Origin of the sequence: Streptomyces sp. H27-C3 (assembly GCF_030063415.1) — a bacterium.
GTDB lineage: Bacteria > Actinomycetota > Actinomycetes > Streptomycetales > Streptomycetaceae > Streptomyces.
In genome coordinates, this window is sequence record NZ_JASITA010000005.1 from 58,714 (window position 1) to 80,066 (window position 21,353).

Consider the following 21,353-nt stretch of genomic DNA (forward strand, 5'->3'; position numbering starts at 1 on the left):
CCCAGAACTCGTTCATGACCCCCAGTGTTCAGCCCGTCACTCAAAGGGAAGAACCAAGAGAGGGATCAGGTGTACGAATACGGGAGGGGGCGGCACTTGACGGAGCCGCAGAGCGAGGTCGAAGCGCCCGACTGGCTCAGCGCGTCGGAGCTCGGCATGTGGCAGGCCTTCCGCAACGGCATCACGTACGACCTGAGCACCCGAAATCCCGTCCTGGACGATCCGATGGCTGCCAGGCCCTGGTCCCCCGACCGCAGCGTGCGCGCCCGCGTGGTGGCGCTGCTACTGCTCAGCGGGCCGTCCGCGACCCCGGGCCGGGTCGCCTCCCTCAAGCTCACCGGTGTGCAGATCGCCGGCACCCTCAATCTGGCGGGCGGCCGGGTCGAGCCGTACGTCGAGCTCAACAGGTGCCGCTTCGAGAAGGAGGTGCAGCTGCCGGAGTGCCACTTCACGACGCTGCGCATGGTCGGCTGCTCCATACCCCGGCTGGAGGCCTCCCGGCTGCGCACCCAGGGTGACCTGCACCTACCGGGCTGCCAGGTGCCCGGGGGCATCCGGCTCACCGACGCCCAGATCGGCACGGACCTGCTGATCAGCCAGATCGTCGTGCATCAGGACCGCAAGGGCCGCTCGATCTCCGCGGACGGCCTGTTCGTCGCCCAGGACCTGCAGGCCGAGATGATCGAGTCGCACGGCGAGTTCAGCCTGCGCGGCGCGAAGGTCGGTGTGTCACTGAGCCTGCGCGGCAGCCGGCTGCGCGCGCCCTACACCCCGGCGGGGCGCCGCGCGCTGAACGCACCGCAGCTGACCGTGGAGCGCACCCTCTATCTGACCGCGGCCGGAGTCGCCCCCCGGAGCGTGCCCCTGGGCGCCACTCCCCCGTACGGCATCGCGAACACCCCGCTGCACGGCACCAGGCTCCAGCACTTCGCGTGCGAGGGCGGCATCAGGCTCGACGACGGGCGGTTCGGGGACGCGGTGGACATGGAGGGTGCCCGGTTCCTCATGTCGCTCGGCCAAGAGCTGTCGATGCGCCGGATCCAGGTCCCCGAGCTGCGCTTCCTCGGGGAGCGGCCCGAGCACGGCAAGGTGGTGCTGTCCGGCGCGAAGGTCGGCAACCTGGTGGACAGGGCGGCCAGTTGGCCGGGCCCCGGTGGGCTGACGATGAACGGCTTCAGTTACGACAACCTCGTTCCGCGCGGCCAGTTCCCGCTCGCGCTGCGACTGGAGTGGGTGACGGCCGCGACACCGGAGTACGCCCCGGAACCCTACGAGCGCCTGGCCGCCGTACTGCGCAACAGCGGCGAGGACGCCGACGCCCGCGAGGTCCTCCTCGCCAAGCAGCGCAGACGCCGCGAGACCCTGCCGATCGCCGGAAAGCTGTGGGGCCTCCTGCAGGACTGGACCGTGGCGTACGGCTACCGCCCCGGCCGGGCCGCGGTGTGGATGGCCGTGCTGTGGGCCGCCGGGGCCGTGGCGTTCGCCCAGCTCGACCCGGACGCGCTCAAGAACGCCGAGCACCCCAAGTGGAACCCGCCCCTCTTCGCCCTCGATCTGCTGCTGCCGGTGATCAATCTGGGGCAGGAGGGGTACTGGGTGCTGACGGGTGGCTGGCAGTGGGTCGGTGCCGGCCTTGTCCTGCTCGGCTGGATCCTGGCCACGACGGTCGCGGCGGGGGCGTCGCGGCTGCTGCGCCGGAACTGACGCTCCGTGAGCGGGGAGGCGGCCGATCACCCCGCTTCTTTGCCATCCCTTGACGTCGATCCGCACAACCTTCTCGTCCATACGAAAGCTTCACAGCCCCCCTCTGGCGCGCCTCCCACCTGCGGTTTTCAATGGTTCACACCATGCCTCTCCTTCGCGCACTCATCAGCACCGCGCGCATGATCCGCAACACCCCGGAGCTCGCCGCCGGCCTGCCGTCGGACGACGAGGTACTGCTCGACGTCCCCGACGAACGAATGGGACCCACCCTCGTCGCGGCGGCCCTCGGCGACTACGGGCCCGCGGCCAAGCTGATGGCCGGCACCCGCGAGGCCGCCGAGTGGGAGAACCGGGACCGCTACACCACCCGCCTGGCGACCTTCGCGTACAACCGCGAGGACTGGCTCGCCCAGTGGCTGGCAGCCGCGCCGCGCGACCCCGACGCCCTGCTCGTCAAGGCGGAGCTGGCCGTGCACAGGGCCTGGGAGTCACCGGCCCGCGCCGAGCGGCTGCGCGAGGTCGGCCCGCTGATCGACGCCGCGGCGCAGGGCTCCCCGCGCGACCCGGTGCCGTGGCGCATCGCCCTCGACCACGCGCGGGGCACGCACGCCTCGTACTCCGCCTTCGGGGAGCTGTGGGGGGAGGCCGTGAGCCGTTCCTCGCACCACTACGGCTGCCATGCCGCCGCGCTCCAGTACCTGTCCGCCCAGTGGTACGGCTCGCACCGCGAGTGCTTCGACTTCGCCGAGCAGGCGGCCGCGGACGCGCTGCCCGGGTCGCTGGTGCAGGCCCTCCCGGTCCGGGCCGCGTTCGCGCACCTGCTGAGCGGTGGCGGGACGGTGGTGGCGTACGAGCGCGTCGACGCCGCCGCCGACTGTGCCATCGCGCTCTCCGCCCAGTACGCGGCGGGCGATCCCTGGCCGGCCGAGGTCCGCAACCTTCTCGCGTACATGCTGATCAGCCGGGGACGGTGGACCGAGGCGCTGGAACAGTTCCGGCTGATCGGGCCCCACGCGACCTCGTTTCCCTGGGCATATCTGAGCGAGGACGCGCTCGCGCAGTTCCTGGAACTGCGTGACACCGCGCGCATACAGGTCGCTCTGGCGACGCCTTTGCGTCCTTCGCGCAGGACGGCACGCGGAATCAGGTCCGACGGCCATTACGCTTGAGTGTTGTGACCACCGCTCGTCTCCCCCTCTTCCCGCTCAACTCGGTACTGTTCCCCGGCCTCGTGCTGCCGCTGAACGTCTTCGAGGAGCGTTATCGCGCCATGATGCGCGACCTGTCGAAAACCACGGACTCCGGGGACGACGACGAGGACGAGGACGAGCCCCGCCGCTTCGTCGTGGTCGCCATCCGCGACGGCCGCGAGGTCGCCCCCAGCGCCCCGGGTATGCCCGATCCGACGGCGGTGCCCGAGCGCGGGCCCGGCGCGGGCTTCGGGCCCGACCCGCTGCAGGCCTTCCACCAGGTCGGCTGTGTCGCGGACGCGGCGACGATCCGCGAACGCGAGGACGGCAGCTACGAGGTCCTCGCCACCGGCACGACCCGGGTGAGGCTGCTCTCCGTCGACGCGAGCGGCCCGTATCTGACGGCCGAGATCGAGGAGCTGCCCGAGGAGCTCGGGGAGGGCGCGGGCACGCTCGCCGAGGGCGTGCTGCGGGCCTTCCGCAACTACCAGAAGCGCCTCGCGGGAGCGCGGGAGCGTTCACTGGCGAGCGGCGCGGAGCTGCCGGACGAGCCCTCGGTGGTGTCGTACCTGGTCGCCGCGGCGACGGTCCTGGACATCCCGGCGCGTCAGCGCCTGCTCCAGGCACCGGACGCGGCGACCCGGCTGCGCGAGGAGCTGAAAATCCTGCGCACCGAGACGGCCGTGATCCGCCATCTGCCTTCGCTGCCCGCCGTGGACCTGACCAGGACCCCGACCAGCCCCAACTGATCCCGGAGGCGGAGCCGCCTTGGCGAAGAAGAAGCAGAGGTCGGCGGGCACCCCCGCGACCGTGGCGCTGACCGCGGCGAACACGGCGTACACCCTGCACGCGTACGAGCACGACCCCGCCTCCCCGTCGTACGGCGAGGAGGCCGCGCGGGCCCTGGGCGTTCCGGCGGACCGCGTCTTCAAGACGCTGGTCGCCGACGTGGACGGCGAGCTGACGGTGGCGGTCGTCCCGGTCGCGGGTTCGCTGGACCTCAAGGCGCTGGCGTCGGCGGTCGGCGGCAAGCGCGCGGCCATGGCGGACCCGGCGGCGGCGGAACGCACGACGGGCTATGTACGGGGCGGGATCTCCCCGCTGGGCCAGCGCAAACGCCTGCGGACGGTGCTGGACTCCAGCGCGTCCGCGCACCCGACGGTGTGCGTGTCGGCGGGCCGCCGCGGCCTGGAGGTAGAGCTGTCCCCGGCGGACCTGGCGGCGCTCACGGACGCGGTGATCGCGCCGATCGGACGCGCCTGACCCCTCGACGGCGGCCCCGTCCTCGACTACGACCGAGGGAACGCGGCTTTCCGACCGGGGAGGGGTACGCCATGTCCAAGAAGACCCGTAAGCGCAAGTGGCGCATCAGGAAGGGCAAAGCGAACCACGGCCGCAGGCCGGCGTAGCGACCACCGCCCGCGACGCCGCTGCCCGAGGGCCGGGGAGCGGCGTTCGTCCGGCGCCGGGCGTCCGGACGGGGGCCGGAGGACGTGCCGACGGCGGCAAGCAGCCGTCCGCGGTGCGGGACGGGCAAGCGGGTGTGACGGGGTGCGGGGCGGCTGAAGCGTGCCCTGCCACCGACAGGGGGCCTGCCCGCAGTTCCTGGAAGGGGCGGGTCGGGGGAGAAACGGCCTCGCCCGCCCCCGGCACCGGACCGGTCAGGCGGGTCGGCCGTCGCCCCCGCCCGCCTGCGGCGGCGGCTCCACTGCGCCGGGGCCTCCCGCGCCGGGCGCATGCCCCCGCGGAGGCTCCGGCGCGGTCATGGGCGCCCCGTAGTAGGGCGGCAGCTCCCACTCCGGCTCGGGGTCACGCGGCCCGAAGAGCGCCGTCAGCGCCAAATGGACCAACAGCGCCGCAAGCGGCCAGGCCAGCAGGGCGCCCTTCGCCGCGAGTTCGAGCGGCGCGTCGAAGGGCACTCCTTGCCCGACCTCACGCGCGCGGGCCACCACGTCATCCGGGCCGCCCCACACGCCGATCCCCCAGGCGAGGAGCGAGCCGAACAGCCCGCCCAGTGCCAGAGCGACCACCAGCGGAACACCGGCGCGCCGGTTGATCCAGAACACGACGGCCGCGCTCACCGCGCCGAAGGCGAGCGCGAGCAGGGCGAACGTGCCGTCCGCGCCCACCGCCTCCTCGCCCTCGGTGTCCTGGAGGAAGACGGCCTTCTCGGTGGAGACCAGCGGCACCCTGGGAGCCAGCCACATCCACAGCAGCCCGAGCGCCACACCCGCGACCGTCATGGCCGCGACCACCAACGCGGCCCTGGCGACCTCGGTCGACAGACTGGGCCCCTCGTCCACGGCGGGCTCGAAAGGAGGAACGGCCCCGGCGTCGGACTTCTGCCAGGGTTCGTTCGGCGGCTGCTGGTGAGGCGGCGTCAGGGGAGCGGTCACTCTGCCATCGTGCCAGGCCCCGCCGGCGCGTGCCTCACCGGACCGCTGCCCGCCGGTACGCCCAGGTGGCGAGCGCGAGCGACGCGACGCCGACCGCCGTGCAGACCGCGAGGTTGAGCGCGACGGCGGACCAGTCCGGCTGCGCGTCGAAGGTCCGCGCGAAGGCCTCCACGCCGTACGTCGACGGCAGGAGATCGCGGGCGTACGAGATGGGGCCGGGCAGCCGGTCGGCGGGCAGTACGCCGAGCAGCAGCGCCGCGGACATGCCCAGCTGGCCGAGGAGTGTGGCGAGTTCCTGCCGGGGCGCGAGCAGCCCGAGCGCCGCACCGAGCCCGGCGAGGGCCGCGCCGGCGAGCGGGACCACCGCGACCAGGATCCACAGGTGCGTGAGCGGGAGCTGGAAGAGCACACAGCCGACGACGGCTGTGACGAACGTGCCGGGAACGGTGAACGAGGCGTACGCGCCGGCCGCGCCCAGCACCACGGCGGCGGGCGGCACGGGCAGGGTGGCGTAGTGGTCGAGCCCGCCGCTCGCCCGCAACTGCCCGAAATACTGGGCGAGGAGGTTGAGCGCGACGAACGCGACGACCAGCACACTCGACCCCGCGACCACGGCCCGCGCCTCGCCCCCGCCGTCGACGACCCCACGCATCAGAACCATGATCCCGACGGACTGGAAGGTCGCCACGAAGAGCAGCGGAATGCGCGCCACCCTGGCCCGGGACAACTGCGCCCGGTAGACAGCGGCGAGCGACGGCAGCAGCCGCGCCCGGGGCGCCAGCGGCGCGGGCCACTCCTCGGCGGCCTTGACCTCCGCTCGGGTCCACGACCCGACGACCGCCTCAACAGGAACGACACTCACCCCTTGACCAGCCCCTTCGTGTTCCCGCCGAGTGCGAGATAGACGTCCTCCAGGCTCGGCGTGGCCAGAGTGAAGTCGTCGAGCGCCGCGAAGGCGGCGCCCCCGGTCACCGCGGCGACGGCCGCCCGCGCCTCGTCGGGCGCGAGGCGCAGCACCCAGCGGCGGCCGGACTCCTGCGCGGATTCCCGCAGCGCCGCGACCTCGGGCACCTCCAGCGGCGCCCGCTCCCGCCATACGAGGTCGAGCCGTACTTCCCCGGCGACCTGCGCCTTGAGCCCGGCGGGGGTGTCGCACGCGATGACCTTGCCGCGTTCGAGCACCGCGACCCGGTCGAGGACGGTCTCGGCCTCGATGACGTTGTGCGTGACGAGTAGGACGGTCGCGCCGTTCTCGGCCCTTCGCCGGTCGACGGCGGCCCACACCGCACGCCGCGCGACGGGGTCCATGCCGGTGGTGGGTTCGTCCAGTACGAGTACCGGCCGCTCACCCACCAGCACGGCGGCAAAACACGCGAGCCGCCGCTGCCCACCGGACAGCTTCTTGAGCGCGCGCCCGGCGATCTCGGTCAGTCCGAGCTCTTCGAGTACGTCGTCCCGCTCGGCCCGCGCCGCTTTCGCGGTGAGCCCGCGCAGGCGTCCGGTGGTCTCGGCGGCGAGCGACACAGTCAGTTCGTCGAGCGCGGTCGATTCCTGCCCGAGATATCCGACGAGCCGCGCGGCCCGCTCCGGGTAGCGCACGAGGTCGTGCCCGAGCAGCTCCACGGTGCCGGAGTCGGGCCTCATCAGACCGGTGAGCTGGCGCACGAGCGTCGTTTTCCCGGCGCCGTTGGGCCCGAGCAGCCCGAAGATCTCGCCGCGTCGCACATCGAGGGAGATGCCGTCGGTGGCCCGCACCTCGGGCGTCGCGGGTGTCCCGCGTCGGCCCCGGGCGGCGGGATAGGTCTTGACCAGCTCTCGCACGGCACACACGACTCCCGTGTCGCGTCCCGCCTGCGCTGCGCCCGTACTCACGAGGGACGAGCCTACGGGGTTCCGGCCCCCGCACGGCCCGCGGGTCACCTCCCACGCCCACGGCGCGACCCCGCCCCTTCGGCCGAGCCCGGCAACAACAGACCGCGCGGCGCGAAGCAACCCTGGCACGAAGCAACCCTGGCACGAAGCAACCCTGGCACGAAGCAACCCTGGCGGGGTCCGGGGCCGGCCCCGGTTCGGGAAGGGGCGGGTAGGGGAACAGTCCCGCAGGGACCCGAGCCCCCGCGCCCGCCTCGCCCCACTCCCCGCGCTACTCCCCCGTCGTCACATGCTGCTCCGCCGCCGCCCGCACATCGATCTCCCGCCAGAACCCCGCCCTGATCGCGTACCGGTCGTGCTCGTCGATCTGATCGTCCTTGTGCGCCAGCAGCCCGAACCGCGCCGCGTACCGCAGCAGTTCACCATCGATGCGGTGCGGGATCCGCGGATACATCGTCGAGAGCTTCTGGGTGTGTCCCGGCTCCGGCAGCCGCTCCATCCAGCGCCGGGCGAAGACCTGCCCGACCTCGAAGGGGTCGCCGCCGACCGTGGTGATGTCCTCCTCACGGTCCGCCCAACGCTGCTCCGCGCTCGTCAGCTGCGCAAGCGTCGGCAGCGACGCGGTCTCGGGCGGCTCGCCGAGCGCGCTGCCGCCGCCGGGGCGCTCGACCCAACCCTTGTCGGACGACCACCGCAGCGTCGCCCCGGCGGGACTCGTGCCCGGCGGCGTCGGATGCTGCGCCGCCTGCGTCCCGGGACCGCGCAGGCTCGCGAGGTCCTTCGGCGTCGGAACACCCCGCGCACCGTGCGCCTCGTGCGCCTCATGCGGCTGCCCGGCTCCGTCCGCCGTCGCGCCGGGCGCCGCCGCACCCGCCCCCTCGGCGTCCGGTGCGGCAACCGACCCGTTCCGCACGGCCTGTGCCTGGGCATGGGCCCGCGCGTCGGCCTGTGCCTGCGCCGCCCGCTCCGCGGATGCGGCGAGCGCCGACTCCGGCAGCGGGGCCGACAGGATCGCGGCGATTTCCGGCCGCGGAGCCGGCGGCGGCGAGCAGATCCCGCCGAGGTCCTTCGCCCGTACCGCCTTGGTGATCCACGCCCGGTCCAGGACCCGCCGCTCGTCGGCCTCGGCGACCAGGTCCTCGGACTGGTTGTAGTCACCGTCAGCGGCCTGCACCGCCCACAGGTGCATCGCGACGCCGTGCTCCTTGGCGGACATCAGGCCCGGCAGCAGATCGCCGTCCCCGGTCACCAGCACAATATCGGAGCAGGCGCGATTTCTGGCCAGTTCGGTCAGCTCCGCGTGCATCGCGGCGTCGACGCCCTTCTGCGCCCAGCGCCCGTCGCTGCGGGTCAGCGCACCCAGCCTGACCGTCACGCGCGGCATGACCCGCAAACGCCGGTGCTCGGGCTGCGGCACCCGGTCGGGGGCCCCGTCGAACCAGTAGATGCGCAGCAGCGGCTTCTCGGTATCGGCCTCCGCCCGCTCTCGGAGGCCCTGGATCAGGGCCGCGTGATCGACGGTGATGCGGGAACGGGCCGGTTCTCCGGCCAGCAGGCTCGCGGCGGCGCCCAGCAGATAGCCGGCGTCCACCAGGACGACGCAGCGGTCCACGCGTTCCACCCTCTTTCGGGAACCTCGGGATCGGAAGTGCTTCAGGCTTCCTTCGAGTCTGCCCGACTACGCAGGGGTTAACGGCCGGAACTCGATCATCGGCGTGGCGTATCCGTAAGTTGCGCTGCGCCAGACCCGATTACGCACGGTAATGATCCAAAATGCGCGCTTTGTCGCGACGTGTGAATCTGGTTCCGGCCCTGGCCCCTAGACCCCCCGCAGGAGGCAGCACCATGGCCAAGAACAACAAGAATCGCAAGCAGGGCGCCCAGCAGGACCGGGCGTCCGCAGCGGAGCGTGGATCGGAGCAGGCGAAGGACAACGCCTTCGAGGCCCAGACCGAGCCGCAGAAGATGGCGCAGGGCAGCCCTGCCGATGTTGCCCGTAAGCACCAGAAGCGCTTCGGCCACAACTGACCGAGCGTGACAGCGTGCCGTGAGGCGTCATGACGCCTCACGGCGACCGCTCATGCCGAAGGGGCGCCCCCGTGACGACGGGGGCGCCCCTTCGGCATGCGTGCGGCGGCGGCTAGCCGGCGAGGCAGGACGGGCCGAGCAGCACCTTCAGGTCGCCGAAGAGCGCGGGGTCCGGCTGCACGCGGTGCCGGTCGAGCCGCAGCACCGTCGTCTTGCGCGCCCCCTGGAGCTTGATCCGGACCTCGGTGTTGCCCCGGTGGTGCTTGAGGATCTCGCCGAGCTTGGTCACCATCGGCGGCGTGACCTTCACCGTCGGGATGGTGAGGACCACCGGCGCGTTCGTCCCCGCCGACGACACGTCGGGGACCATCAGCTCCATGGCGACGAGCCGCGGGATGTCCTCGCGCTTGTCGAGGCGCCCCTTGACGAAGACCACGGTGTCCTCGACGAGCTGGGTCGAGACCAGCTGGTACGTCGCGGGGAAGAACATGCACTCGATGGAGCCGGCCAGGTCCTCGACCGTGGCGATCGCCCATGCGTTGCCCTGCTTGGTCATCTTGCGCTGGAGGCCGGAGATGATGCCGCCGATGGTGACGATCGCACCGTCGGAGTGCTCACCGCCGGTGAGCTGCGAGATCGCCGCGTCGGCCTTGTCCGACAGCACGTGCTCGATGCCGAAGAGCGGGTGGTCGGAAACGTACAGACCGAGCATTTCCCGCTCCTGCGCCAGCAGGTAGGACTTGTCCCACTCGATGTCGGAGAACTCGATGTCGAGCCCGAAGCCGGGCGCGTCACCGTCCTCGTCGCCCCCGCCGAACAGGTCGAACTGCCCCTCGGCCTCCTTGCGCTTGACCTGCACCACATTGTCGATCATCGGCTCGTGGTGCGCGACCAGGCCCTTGCGGGTGTGGCCCATCTCGTCGAAGGCACCGGCCTTGATGAGGGATTCCACGGTCCGCTTGTTGCACACGACCGCCTCGACCTTGTCGAGGAAGTCCGGGAAGGAGGCGTACTTACCCTTCGCCTTGCGGCAGCGGATGATCGAGTCCACCACGTTCTGCCCGACGTTGCGGATGGCGGTCAGGCCGAAGAGGATCACGTCGTCGCCCTGGGCGGCGAAGTTCGACTGGGACTCGTTCACATTGGGCGGCAGCACCTTGATACCCATGCGGCGGCACTCGTTGAGATAGACCGCCGACTTGTCCTTGTCGTCCTTGACCGAGGTCAGCAGCGCCGCCATGTACTCGGCGGGGTAGTTCGCCTTGAGGTAGGCCGTCCAGTAGGTGACAAGACCGTACGCCGAGGAGTGCGCCTTGTTGAACGCGTATCCGGCGAACGGGACCAGCACGTCCCACAGGGCCTGGATCGCCGAGTCCGAGTAGTTGTTGTTCTTGGCGCCGGCCTGGAACAGAACGAAGTTCTTGGCGAGCTCGTCGGGCTTCTTCTTGCCCATCACGCGGCGCAGGATGTCGGCCTCGCCCAGCGAGTAGCCGGCGACGATCTGGGCGGCCTTCTGCACCTGCTCCTGGTACACGATGAGGCCGTACGTCATGCCGAGAACCTCGCTGAGCGGGGCCTCCAGCTCAGGGTGGATCGGCGTGATCTCCTGCTGCTTGTTCTTGCGCAGGGCGTAGTTCGTGTGCGAGTTCATGCCCATCGGGCCCGGCCGGTACAGGGCGCCGACGGCGGAGATGTCCTCGAAGTGGTCGGGCTTCATCAGCCGCAGCAGCGACCGCATCGGCCCGCCGTCGAACTGGAAGACGCCCAGCGTGTCACCGCGGCAGAGCAGCTCGTACGTCTTGGGGTCGTCCAGCGCCAGGCTGAGCATCTCCAGGTCGATGCCCTTGTTGGCCTTCACCATCTTGACGGCGTCGTCCATGATCGTGAGGTTGCGCAGGCCGAGAAAGTCCATCTTCAGCAGGCCGAGCGACTCGCACTGCGGGTAGTCCCACTGCGTGATGGTGACGCCGTCGGAGTGCCGCACCCACACCGGGACGTGGTCGGTGATCGTCTCGCTGGACATGATCACGCCGGCCGCGTGCACACCCATCTGCCGGACCAGGCCCTCCACACCCTTCGCGGTGTCGATGACCTTCTGGACGTCCGGCTCGTTCTCGTACATCGCCCGGATCTCGCCCGCCTCGCTGTAGCGCGGGTGCTTCGGGTCGGTGATGCCGTTGAGGTCGATGCCCTTGCCCAGCACATCGGCGGGCATCGCCTTGGTGAGCCGGTCCCCCATCGCGTACGGGTAGCCGAGGACGCGGGCGGAGTCCTTGATCGCGTTCTTCGCCTTGATCTTGCCGTACGTACCGATCATGGCGACCTTGTCGGCCCCGTACTTCTCTGTGACGTACCTGATCACCTCGCCGCGCCTGCGCTCGTCGAAGTCGATGTCGACATCGGGCATGGAGACGCGCTCGGGGTTGAGGAACCGCTCGAAGATCAGACCGTGCTCGATCGGGTCGAGGTCGGTGATGCCCATCGCGTACGAAACGATCGAACCGGCCGCCGAGCCGCGCCCGGGGCCCACCGCGATGCCGTTCTTCTTCGCCCACATGATGAAGTCGGCGACCACCAGGAAGTACCCGGGGAAGCCCATGTCGATGATGATGCCCATCTCGTACTCGACCTGCTTGAGCCGGTCGTCCGGGATGGTGCCGGGGAAGCGCCTGGCCATGCCGCGCATGGTCTCCTCGCGGAACCAGCTGACCTCGGTGTACCCGTCGGGGATGTCGAACTTCGGCATCAGGTTCCGCTCCTGGAACCAGCCGTCGGTGTCGATCTGCTCCGCGACGAGCAGCGTGTTGGCGCAGCCCTGCTGCCAGGCCTCGGAGGAGTCCACGGCGTACATCTCGTCGGTGGACTTCAGGTAGTAGCCGGTGCCGTCGAAGCGGAAGCGGTCCGGGTCGGAGAGGTTCTTTCCGGTCTGGATGCACAGCAGGGCGTCGTGCGCGGTCGCCTCCTTCGCGTAGGTGTAGTGCGAGTCGTTGGTGACCAGCGGCGGGATGTTCAGCTTCTTGCCGACTGCCAGAAGCCCCTCGCGGACGCGGCGCTCGATCTCGATGCCGTGGTCCATCAGCTCCAGGAAGTACTTGCCCTCGCCGAAGATGTCCTTGTAGTCCGATGCGGCCTGCACCGCCTCGTCGAACTGCCCGAGCCGCAGCCGGGTCTGCACCTCACCCGACGGACAGCCCGTCGAAGCGATCAGCCCCTCCGACCACTTGGCGATCGTCTCCTTGTCCATCCGGGGCCACTTCGTCAGCCAGCCCTCGGCGTAGGCGTCCGACGACAGCCGGAAGAGGTTGTGCAGGCCGGTGCGGTTCGACGCCCAGATCGTCTTGTGCGTGTAACCGCCCGAACCCGACACGTCGTCGCGCTTCTGGTGCGGCTGGCCCCACTGGATCTTGCGCTTGTTGCGCCGCGACTCGGGCGCCACATACGCCTCGATGCCGATGATCGGCGTCACGTTGGCCTTTTTGGCCTGATGGAAGAAGTCGTACGCCCCGTGCAGATTGCCGTGGTCGGTCATCGCGATGTGCGACATGCCCATCTCATTGCAGGCGTCGAACATGTCCTTGAGCCGCGCGGCACCGTCCAGCAGCGAGTACTGGGTGTGGACGTGAAGGTGCGTAAAAGGCGGCTTGGTCACGGCGAAGGCCTCCGGCGAAACGGTCGATGACAGGTTGGGGCGACAGCGTGGAAGTCTACGTCGGCCGACTGACAGTCCGGCGGAACCTTCGGCGCGAAGGGCCTCGGCGAGGGGCCGGGGGCGGGCGGTCACGCACCCGGGGCACTCACGGGTACGGTCGAGCGTTGGACGAGGCGAAACACCTGTCCCATTTGCCATGTACGTCATGCACCAGGAGGCACCCGGCGATGTCGGTCCAGCAGACAGACGCTGCTCAGCGCGGCGAAGAGATCCTCGCCGTTTTCGACACCTCGTTCGGCACGCTGCTCGCCGCCGACCCGGCCGCGTTCCAGGTGAAGTTCCGCAAGATGGCCGCCTCCGCCTTCGCGTTCTACCGGGGCACGGCCTGCCTGTTCTACAACGACCTGGAGCGCGAGCAGCACGGCGGCCCGTACCTGGACGAGCGCACCGGCCGGGTATGGATCCACGGTGACCTGCACGCCGAGAACTTCGGCACGTACATGGACTCTCAGGGCCGTCTGATCTTCAACGTCAACGACTTCGACGAGGCGTACGTCGGTCCCTTCACCTGGGACCTCAAGCGCTTCGCCGCCTCCATCGCGCTCATCGGCTACACCAAGGCCCTCAGCGACGGGCAGATCACCGAGCTGGTGCGGACGTACGCCGCCGCCTACCGCGAGCGCATCCACGCCCAGGCCACCGGCGCCAAGAACGACGAGGTACCGCCCTTCACGCTGGACACGGCCGACGGCCCGCTGCTGGGCGCGCTGCGCTCCGCGCGCTCGCTGACCCGCTTCGGGCTGCTCGACTCGATGACCGAGATCCGCGACTTCGAGCGCCGCTTCGCCCCGGACGGCGGCTCCATCGACCTCGACGCCGCCAGCCGCTACAAGGTCCTGGCGGCCTTCGACGGCTATCTGGAGACACTGCCGGAGTCCAGCCTGACCCGACCCGACTCGTACCGGGTGAAGGACGTCGTGGGGCGGCGCGGCATCGGCATCGGCTCGGCGGGCCTGCCCTCGTACAACATCCTCCTCGAGGGCAACAGCGACGCCCTGGAGAACGACGTGGTGATCTACATGAAGCAGGCGCAGACCCCGGCGGTCTCCCGGCACATCACCGACCCCGCAGTCCGCGGCTACTTCCAGCACGAGGGCCACCGCACGGTGATCTCGCAGCGCGCGCTCCAGGCGCACGCCGACCCGTGGCTGGGCTGGACCGAGCTGGACGGGGCCGGGCAGCTGGTCGCGGAGGTCTCGCCGTACGCCGTCGACCTGAACTGGGCGGACATCGACGACCTGGACGAGATCATGGCCGTAGTCGCCGACCTCGGCCGCGCCACCGCGACGATGCACGCGGCGGCGGACGACGAGAGCGGCCACTCGCTGGTGCCGTTCTCCACGGAGCGGGCGATCGACGCGGCCATCGCCGCCGACGAGGAGCACTTCGGGGACCTCCTGGTGGACTTCGCGCATTCCTACGGCGCGCGGGCCCGAGCGGACCACCAGATCTTCGTCGACCTCTTCCGCAATGGACGCATCCCGGGTCTGCAGGACCTCTAGGGCGCGCGGAAGGGCCTTTAGGAAGGCCTTACCCGGGCACATGGCAAACTCCTGTCCGATGGACATATCAGGGGCCCTGTTGAGGACACTGCGCGCAGCGCTTTTCACGGCACTCGTCGTGACGCTGTCCGCGGGGTCCCATGTGCTCCTTTCCGGGGTCCCGCTGCCGCTGACCACGGTCGCCCTGGTCGGCGCCGCGGTGTTCGCCGTGGCTTACGCACTGGCGGGCCGCGAGCGCGGCTTCGGGCGGATCGCCGCCCTCCTCGTCCCGCTGGAGCTGGCCGCCGACACCGTCTTCACCGCCGGGCAGCACGTCTGTTATGGCCCGGCGGGCGGCCCCGTGGCGGGCCCACTGCGTGCCTTCGGCGTCGATGTGCTGTGCGGCGGCAGCGGAGTCGGGGCGCCCCTGGCGCGCGTCACCGGCTCCCGGGAGAGCGTGGCGGCGCTGCTCAGCTCCCCCGATCCGGCGCTGCCCTGGCTGCTGCTCGGCGCGCATGTGACGGTCGGTCTGTTCGCCGCCCTCTGGCTGCGGCGTGGCGAGGCCGCGCTGGCCGGGCTGTTGCGCGCGACGGCCGGCTTCGCCTTCCGGCCGCTGCTGATCGCGGTGGCCATGACGGTCTCGGTCCACCGGAGCGTGCGGCGCGCGGCACGCCCCGCGCGCCGCGCACGGAGCTCCGCGCGCGACCGGCTGTTCGTGCACTGGGTCGGACGGAGGGGACCGCCGCGCTCGGCTTTCACCCTCGCCTGAGCCCGTAGTCCCCCTGTCTGTCACACCTCAACGGAGTCCGTCATGAGTGCACGCAACAGTCATTCCAACAAGGCAGCCGCCCGCGAGCGGCTGCGCGTCGAGCGCGAGCGCCAGGCCAAGAAGGACAAGACCCGCAGGCAGCTGGTCGTCGCGGGCACCATCGTCGCCGTCCTGGCGATCGCCGGCGGCGTCGGCTACGGCATCATGCAGGCGAACAAGCCCGGCGCCTGGGAAGTCGCCAAGGACGAGAAGCAGGTCACCGAGCCCGCCAACACCACGGGCACGAACGGCACGACCGTCGTCATCGGCAAGAAGGACGCCAAGAAGACGCTGGAGTTGTACGAGGACGCGCGCTGCCCGATCTGCGCGACCTTCGAGCAGTCCGTCGGCAAGACGATCGACAAGGACGTCGCGGCCGGCAAGTACAAGATCCGTTACGTCGGTGCCACGTTCATCGACAACAGCGACAGCGGCGAGGGGTCGAAGAACGCGCTGAGCGCGCTGGGCGCCGCGCTCGATGTCAGCCCCGAGGCCTTCCTCGAATACAAGGCGGCTCTCTACTCCAAGGACAACCACCCCGCCGAGCAGGACGACAAGTTCGCCAAGGACGACGACCTGCTCAAGATCGCCGAGAGTGTGGGCGCTCTCAAGAACAACACCAAGTTCCAGAAGAACGTGCAGGACGGCACCTTCGACGCCTGGGCGATGAAGATGTCGGCCGCCTTCAGCGACAGCGGCGTGGAGGGCACCCCGACGCTCAAGATGAACGGCAAGAAGGTCACCGCCGAGGGCAGTGAGAACGCCCCCATGACGCCGGACGCGTTCAACACCGCGATCGACAAGGCCATCAAGGGATAACGGGGCCCCCGCGGGGCGGCACTTCACATACGCCCCCAGGCCGCGCGGCGAGTGTCACGGAACATTCCACGAAAGGGCAGGCGAACATTCAAGCGATTCGCCTGCCCTTCGGGCCTACCGCTCAGTAATGTGATCGTCCGTGACCAGTCGACTCTCCTCTGCCCCCAGCCGCCGCGCGGTCGTCAAAGCCGCTGCCGCCACCGCTGTTGCCGTGCCCGCCGTCGCCATACCCGTCCTGGCCGGCCCGAGTGCCTTCGCCGGGACGCGAACCTCCGCGTTCCTCCACGGAGTCGCCTCCGGCGACCCGCTGCCCGACGGCGTCCTGTTGTGGACCCGCGTCACTCCCACCCCCGACGCCGTCCCCGGCTCCGGCAAGGGGCCCGATGTGGCGGTGACTTGGGAGATCGCTCTGGACAAGGGCTTCTCCCAGGTCGTCAACAGCGGCACGACGACCGCGAGCGCCTCCTCCGACCACACGGTCAAGGTGGACGTACGAGGCCTGAGCCCGGCCACCGCCCATTACTTCCGCTTCTCGGCCGACGGCGTCAGATCCCCCGCCGCCCGCACCCGTACCGCTCCGGCCGTCGACGCCGCCACGCCCGGAGTGCGCTTCGGGGTCGTCTCCTGCGCCAACTGGGAGTCGGGCCACTTCTCCGCGTACCGGCATCTCGCCGCCCGCGCCGACCTCGACGCGGTCCTCCATCTCGGCGACTACCTCTACGAGTACGCGAGCGGCGGCTACCCAGCGCCCGAGTACGTCGTACGGGAGCACGAGCCGAAGCACGAGATCGTCACCCTCGCCGACTACCGCACCCGGCACGGCAAGTACAGGACCGACCCCGATCTGCGGGCCCTGCACGCCGCGCACCCGGTCATCGCGATCTGGGACGACCACGAGTTCGCCAACGACGCCTGGTCGGGCGGCGCGGAGAACCACACTCCGGGCGCCGAGGGCGACTGGGCCGCGCGGGTGGCCGCCGCCAAGCAGGCGTACTTCGAGTGGATGCCGGTCCGCGCCTCCACCGAGGGCACCGTCTACCGCCGCCTGCGCTTCGGCAGGCTCGCCGATCTGCACCTGCTGGACCTGCGGTCCTTCCGCTCCGAGCAGGCGAAGGTCGGCAGCGGCGCGGTGGACGACCCGGAGCGTACGATCACCGGCCGCGCACAGTTGGACTGGCTCAAGTCGGGACTCGCCTCCTCGGACGCCACCTGGAAACTGGTCGGCACCTCGGTGATGATCTCGCCGGTGGCCTTCGGCTCCGTACCGGCCCATCTCCTGGCGCCACTGGCCGAGTTGCTCGGGCTGCCCAAGGGGGGCCTCGCGGTCAACACCGACCAGTGGGACGGCTACACGGACGACCGCAAAGAGTTGATCGGCCACCTCAAGGACCGGGCGATCAGGAACACGGTCTTCCTCACCGGCGACATCCACATGGCGTGGGCCAACGACGTACCGGTCAAGGCGGCGACGTATCCGCTGTCGCAGTCCGCTGCGACCGAGTTCGTGGTGACCTCGGTGTCCTCGGACAACCTCGACGACATCCTGCATGTCGCGCCGCAGACCGTCTCGCTGGTCGCCGCCACGGCGATCAAGGCGGCCAACCGGCATGTGAAGTGGCTCGACATGGACTCGCACGGCTACGGCGTCCTCGATGTGACCGGCGAGCGCTCACAGATGGACTACTTCGTCGTTTCCGACAAGACGAAGCAGGACGCGACGTCGCGCTGGGCCCGCTCGTACCGCACCCTTTCGGGCACTCAGCGGGTGGAGCGGGTGTACCAGCCCGTACTCTGACGGGCATGAACGGGGGCGGGGAAAACCGGGGGCACAGAGTCGTCGACGGTCGCTTCGAGTTGCTGGAGCGGCTCGGCAACGGCGGCATGGGCACGGTGTGGCGCGCCCTACAGCGTCGCCAGGAATCCCAGCGCGACCTTCCACGTCAGGTCGGCCGATTCCGCGTCGAAGTCCGGCAGCTCCGGGTCTGTGTAGAGGTGCCCCGCCCCGGGATACCGATACACCTCCACGTCCGTACCGATCCGCCGCATCTGCAGGTACCACGCGTTCAGCCAGTCGTTCGGCTCGAAGGGATCCGGGTCCGCGACATGCAGCTGCACCGGCAGGTCGGGCGCCGACGCGTCCTCCGCGATGTCCGAGGTCCCGTGCAGAAGCAGCAGCCCGCGCGCCTTCTCGTCACCGAGTGCCAGCGTCTGCGCGACGGACCCGCCGAAGGAGAATCCGGCGTACACCAGCCCGCTCTCGGAGTGCGGCGCCGCGGCCAGCACTGCCCGCTTGAGCAGCTCGTCGCGGCCGAAGCTGTCCTTGAGCGCCATCCCTTCCTCAGTGGTCCCGGCCGTTTGCCCATCGAAAAGGTCGGGCACGTGCACCTGGTGCCCGGCGGCACGCAGTCGCTCGGCGGCGGCGTGCACCGCCGGACGCAGACCGTAGACGGAGTGGAAGAGAATGATGTCCATCCCGCTATCCTCCCATTTCGATTCGGAGCTAGTTTCTAAGCCATGGAGAACGTACTGCGCCCGTTGATCGTCATCGGCGGCTCGGTCGTGCTCACGCTGCTCGTCGGCTGGGCCGCCGACGTACTGCTGCGTCGTACCGATGCCCGCCACCACGAGACCCCGCTGTGGGGCCTGCTCCGCCGTTGCAGGCTGCCGCTCCAGGTCGTCCTGCTGACCGCTCTGCTGAGAGGGGCCTACGGCCAGACGAAGATCAAGCTCATCCAGGACCACGAGCCCGGCATCGGCCGGGCCCTGTCCCTGGTCCTGATCGGCGCCAGTGCCTGGCTGGTGATCCGGATCGTCTCGGCCGTGGTCGAGACGACCTACGCCCGCTACGCGTCATCGACGCGCGACCCGGCCCGGGTCCGGCGCGTCCGCACCCAGGTGACGCTGATCATGCGGATCGTGACGGCGGTCGTCGTGGTCGTGGCGGTCGCGGCGATTCTGCTGACCTTCCCCAACATGCGCGCGATCGGTACGTCGATGCTTGCGTCCGCCGGAATCATCGGCATCGTCGCCGGTGTCGCCGCCCAGTCCACCCTCGGCAACCTCTTCGCCGGCTTCCAGATCGCCTTCGGCGACATGGTGCGGCTGGGCGACACGGTGGTGGTGGACGGCGAGTGGGGTGTCGTCGAAGAGGTCACCCTCACCTTCCTGGCCGTACGGACCTGGGACGAGCGCCGGATCACGATGCCGGTGTCGTACTTCACCAGCAAGCCGTTCGAGAACTGGTCGCGCGGCGGGGCCCAGATGACCGGCACGGTCTTCTTCCAGCTGGATCACAGCGCCCCGGTGAGCCTGATGCGCGAGAAGCTCCAGGAGATCCTCGGCACCTGCGCGGCCTGGGACGGCCGCGACTGGAGCCTGGCGGTCACCGACACCACGCCGAGCACCATGGAAGTGCGTGCCGTGGTCACCGCGAAGGACGCGGACGACATCTGGACGGCCCGGTGCGCGGTGCGCGAGCAGCTGATCGCCTGGCTGTGCGAGAAGCATCCGTACGCGCTGCCGCGGATCACCACGACCACCGCCGCAGCCGCCCTGCCGCCGGACGGGCAGTGGCCGGAGCTGGGCAAGGCCGACGGCCGCCCGCCGCGCGCCGACGAGACCGGTCGCGGCTGACGGCCACGAGCGGCGCCACCCGGCGTGGGCGCGCCCCCGGCAGGCGCGCCTACCCGGTGAGGCACCCCGTCCGGTCGGCTCAGCGCAGGCTGCGGATGTCCAGCTGGTGCAGGACCTTGTCGACGATCTCGGGGTTGGCGCCCGGTTCGCTGCGCGCCGAGAGAATCTCGTGGCGGGCGGCCGACAGCATCTCCCGCTGGATCCGCTGCACCGACTTCACCCGCTCGGCCCGCTGCGCGAACGCCTCCCGGCGTTCCTCGTCGATGATCTCGGGGCTGATCCTGGCACCGATGTCGTACGCGCCCCGGTGCAGCCGGTCGACGACCTCCTCGGGCAGGTCCTCGACCTCTTCGATCTCCTTGAGCCTGCGCTTGGCGGCCTTCGCCGCCCGCACCGCGAGTTCGTGCTCGACCAGCCGCTCCAGGTCCGTGTCGGCGCGCACACCCAGCTTCCTGACCAGCCAGGGCAGCGTCAGCCCCTGGAAGACGAGCGTCGTCATGATGACGGCGAACGCGACGAAGATGATCTCGTCCCGGGCCGGGAACGGAGAGCCGTCCTCCGTCTTGAGCGGGATGGCCAGCGCCAGCGCGACGGACGCCACGCCCCGCATGCCCGACCACCACATGATGACGGTCTCGCGCCAGCTGACGGGGATCTCCTCGTCGTAGTCGCGCAGCGAGTGCAGCCGCTTGGCCAGCCAGGTCGCGGGCAGCAGCCACAACAGCCGCACGCCGACGACGACCCCGACGATCGCCGCGCCCCAGCCGAGCATCTCGGACAGGCGTCCGTCGGCCGTCCCGAAGACGACATGCAGCTCCAGACCGATCAGGCCGAAGGCGACACCGGTGACGAGGGTGTCGACGATCTGCCAGAAGGTCTGCCCGGCGAGCCGGCCGAGCACGTCGTCGGCGTCGGTGGCGTGCTCGGCGAGGAAGAGCGCGATCACCAGGACGGCGAGCACACCGGACCCCTTGAACTCCTCGGCCAGCACATAGCTGACGAAGGGCGCGAGCAGGGTCAGGCCGATCTGCAGGGTCGCGTCGCCCAGGAAGCCCATCAGCTTGACGGTGAGCCAGCCGAGCCCGAGGCCCACCACCACGGCGACCACGGCGGACAGGACGAGCTCCCCGACCGCGGCGGGCCACGAGAAGGTGCCGCTGACCGCCGCGGCGATGGCCACGTGGTACAGCACGATGGCGGTCACATCGTTGAACAGGCCCTCGCCCTCCAGGATCGACACCAGCCGGCGCGGCAGCCCGAGCGATCCGGCGACGGCCGTCGCGGCGACCGGGTCGGGCGGGGCCACCAGCGCGCCGAGCGCGATGGCCGCGGCGATCGGCAGCCCGGGGAGGATGGAGTTGGCCACGGCGGCGACGGCGGCCGTGGTGACGAAGACCAGCGCCACGGCGAGCAGCAGGATGGGCCGCACATTCGCTGTGAACTGCCGCCAGGAGGTGCGCTGCACGGAGGCGTACAGCAGCGGTGGCAGCACCAGCGGCAGGATGTACTCGGGCGGAACCTCGATGTTCGGCACGAACGGCAGCAGCGCCAGGACGATCCCGACGAGCGTCATCAGGATCGGCGCCGGCAAGCCGATCCGCTCACCCAGCGGCACCGTGATCACGGCCCCGAACAGCAACACGAACAGCAGGGCCAATTGATCCACGGTGCGCCCTCCGGCAGTACGAGACCTGGACGATCAAGGCCCCCAGA

17 protein-coding genes are annotated in these 21,353 nt (G+C 70.4%); 10 read left to right on the forward strand and 7 right to left on the reverse strand.

What is annotated here, in order from left to right; all coding sequences use genetic code 11:
* The first annotated feature begins 96 nt into the window (after positions 1-96).
* The 4 genes from QMK30_RS06385 (at position 97) to ybaK (ending at position 4,157) form a co-directional block, all read left to right on the forward strand.
* Complete coding sequence (locus tag QMK30_RS06385; protein WP_283516176.1) at positions 97-1,704, forward strand: oxidoreductase; 1,608 nt, start codon at positions 97-99, stop codon at positions 1,702-1,704.
* 131 nt (positions 1,705-1,835) lie between these two features.
* Entirely contained in the window at positions 1,836-2,873 is a 1,038-nt protein-coding gene (locus QMK30_RS06390) for a hypothetical protein (protein WP_283516177.1), read from the forward strand.
* Positions 2,874-2,878: 5 nt separating this feature from the next.
* On the forward strand, positions 2,879-3,643 hold the full coding sequence (locus QMK30_RS06395; RefSeq protein ID WP_283516178.1) for an LON peptidase substrate-binding domain-containing protein: 765 nt from the start codon (positions 2,879-2,881) through the stop codon (positions 3,641-3,643).
* A 19-nt stretch (positions 3,644-3,662) separates the two neighbouring features.
* Positions 3,663-4,157, forward strand: a complete 495-nt coding sequence (gene ybaK / locus QMK30_RS06400) for a Cys-tRNA(Pro) deacylase (RefSeq protein WP_283516179.1) — start codon at positions 3,663-3,665, stop codon at positions 4,155-4,157.
* A gap of 398 nt (positions 4,158-4,555) precedes the next feature.
* On the opposite strand, the gene QMK30_RS06405 is transcribed toward ybaK, so the two are convergent.
* From QMK30_RS06405 to QMK30_RS06420, 4 genes are all read right to left on the reverse strand, one after another.
* On the reverse strand, positions 4,556-5,290 hold the full coding sequence (locus tag QMK30_RS06405) for a hypothetical protein (RefSeq protein ID WP_283516180.1): 735 nt from the start codon (positions 5,288-5,290) through the stop codon (positions 4,556-4,558).
* A 34-nt stretch (positions 5,291-5,324) separates the two neighbouring features.
* Positions 5,325-6,152, reverse strand: a complete 828-nt coding sequence (locus tag QMK30_RS06410; protein WP_283516181.1) for an ABC transporter permease — start codon at positions 6,150-6,152, stop codon at positions 5,325-5,327.
* Positions 6,149-7,120: an ABC transporter ATP-binding protein gene (locus tag QMK30_RS06415; RefSeq protein ID WP_283516346.1), complete on the reverse strand. Its 972-nt coding sequence runs from the start codon at positions 7,118-7,120 to the stop codon at positions 6,149-6,151. Before QMK30_RS06415 ends, QMK30_RS06410 begins: the two co-directional genes overlap by 4 nt.
* A gap of 313 nt (positions 7,121-7,433) precedes the next feature.
* Positions 7,434-8,783: an NYN domain-containing protein gene (locus QMK30_RS06420; RefSeq protein WP_283516182.1), complete on the reverse strand. Its 1,350-nt coding sequence runs from the start codon at positions 8,781-8,783 to the stop codon at positions 7,434-7,436.
* Positions 8,784-9,007: 224 nt separating this feature from the next.
* Between QMK30_RS06420 and QMK30_RS06425 the strand changes: the two genes are divergently transcribed.
* A complete protein-coding gene (locus QMK30_RS06425; protein WP_283516183.1) occupies positions 9,008-9,190 on the forward strand; it encodes a hypothetical protein in 183 nt (60 codons plus the stop codon).
* Positions 9,191-9,302: 112 nt separating this feature from the next.
* Here the strand turns inward: QMK30_RS06425 and dnaE are convergent, their stop codons facing one another.
* The gene (gene dnaE / locus QMK30_RS06430; protein ID WP_283516184.1) at positions 9,303-12,839 is read right to left on the reverse strand and encodes a DNA polymerase III subunit alpha; all 3,537 of its coding nucleotides are present in this window, start codon (positions 12,837-12,839) and stop codon (positions 9,303-9,305) included.
* A 227-nt stretch (positions 12,840-13,066) separates the two neighbouring features.
* Here dnaE and QMK30_RS06435 point away from each other — a divergent pair, with 227 nt between their 5' ends.
* From QMK30_RS06435 to QMK30_RS06450, 4 genes are all read left to right on the forward strand, one after another.
* Entirely contained in the window at positions 13,067-14,401 is a 1,335-nt protein-coding gene (locus tag QMK30_RS06435; RefSeq protein ID WP_283516185.1) for a DUF2252 domain-containing protein, read from the forward strand.
* Between the two features lie 58 nt (positions 14,402-14,459).
* Complete coding sequence (locus QMK30_RS06440) at positions 14,460-15,149, forward strand: hypothetical protein (RefSeq protein ID WP_283516186.1); 690 nt, start codon at positions 14,460-14,462, stop codon at positions 15,147-15,149.
* A gap of 42 nt (positions 15,150-15,191) precedes the next feature.
* On the forward strand, positions 15,192-16,007 hold the full coding sequence (locus QMK30_RS06445) for a DsbA family protein (RefSeq protein ID WP_283516187.1): 816 nt from the start codon (positions 15,192-15,194) through the stop codon (positions 16,005-16,007).
* A 139-nt stretch (positions 16,008-16,146) separates the two neighbouring features.
* Entirely contained in the window at positions 16,147-17,802 is a 1,656-nt protein-coding gene (locus QMK30_RS06450) for an alkaline phosphatase D family protein (RefSeq protein ID WP_283516188.1), read from the forward strand.
* A 107-nt stretch (positions 17,803-17,909) separates the two neighbouring features.
* Here the strand turns inward: QMK30_RS06450 and QMK30_RS06455 are convergent, their stop codons facing one another.
* Complete coding sequence (locus QMK30_RS06455) at positions 17,910-18,479, reverse strand: dienelactone hydrolase family protein (RefSeq protein ID WP_283516189.1); 570 nt, start codon at positions 18,477-18,479, stop codon at positions 17,910-17,912.
* Positions 18,480-18,521: 42 nt separating this feature from the next.
* On the opposite strand from QMK30_RS06455, the gene QMK30_RS06460 reads away from it, so the two are divergent.
* Positions 18,522-19,640 carry a mechanosensitive ion channel family protein gene (locus QMK30_RS06460; protein WP_283516190.1) on the forward strand — a complete coding sequence of 373 codons (1,119 nt, stop codon included), beginning with the start codon at positions 18,522-18,524 and terminating at the stop codon, positions 19,638-19,640.
* A gap of 79 nt (positions 19,641-19,719) precedes the next feature.
* Here QMK30_RS06460 and QMK30_RS06465 read toward each other — a convergent pair whose 3' ends face one another.
* Positions 19,720-21,306, reverse strand: a complete 1,587-nt coding sequence (locus tag QMK30_RS06465; RefSeq protein ID WP_283516191.1) for a Na+/H+ antiporter — start codon at positions 21,304-21,306, stop codon at positions 19,720-19,722.
* Between the last annotated feature and the right edge of the window lie 47 nt (positions 21,307-21,353).

Coding starts and splice junctions, on each gene's coding strand:
- QMK30_RS06390 (WP_283516177.1), top strand. CDS start 1,836: ATGGTTCACACCATGCCTCTCCTTCGCGCACTCATCAGCACCGCGCGC.
- QMK30_RS06425 (WP_283516183.1), top strand. CDS start 9,008: ATGGCCAAGAACAACAAGAATCGCAAGCAGGGCGCCCAGCAGGACCGG.
- QMK30_RS06435 (WP_283516185.1), top strand. CDS start 13,067: ATGTCGGTCCAGCAGACAGACGCTGCTCAGCGCGGCGAAGAGATCCTC.
- QMK30_RS06440 (WP_283516186.1), top strand. CDS start 14,460: ATGGACATATCAGGGGCCCTGTTGAGGACACTGCGCGCAGCGCTTTTC.
- QMK30_RS06445 (WP_283516187.1), top strand. CDS start 15,192: ATGAGTGCACGCAACAGTCATTCCAACAAGGCAGCCGCCCGCGAGCGG.
- QMK30_RS06455 (WP_283516189.1), bottom strand. CDS start 18,479: ATGGACATCATTCTCTTCCACTCCGTCTACGGTCTGCGTCCGGCGGTG.
- QMK30_RS06460 (WP_283516190.1), top strand. CDS start 18,522: ATGGAGAACGTACTGCGCCCGTTGATCGTCATCGGCGGCTCGGTCGTG.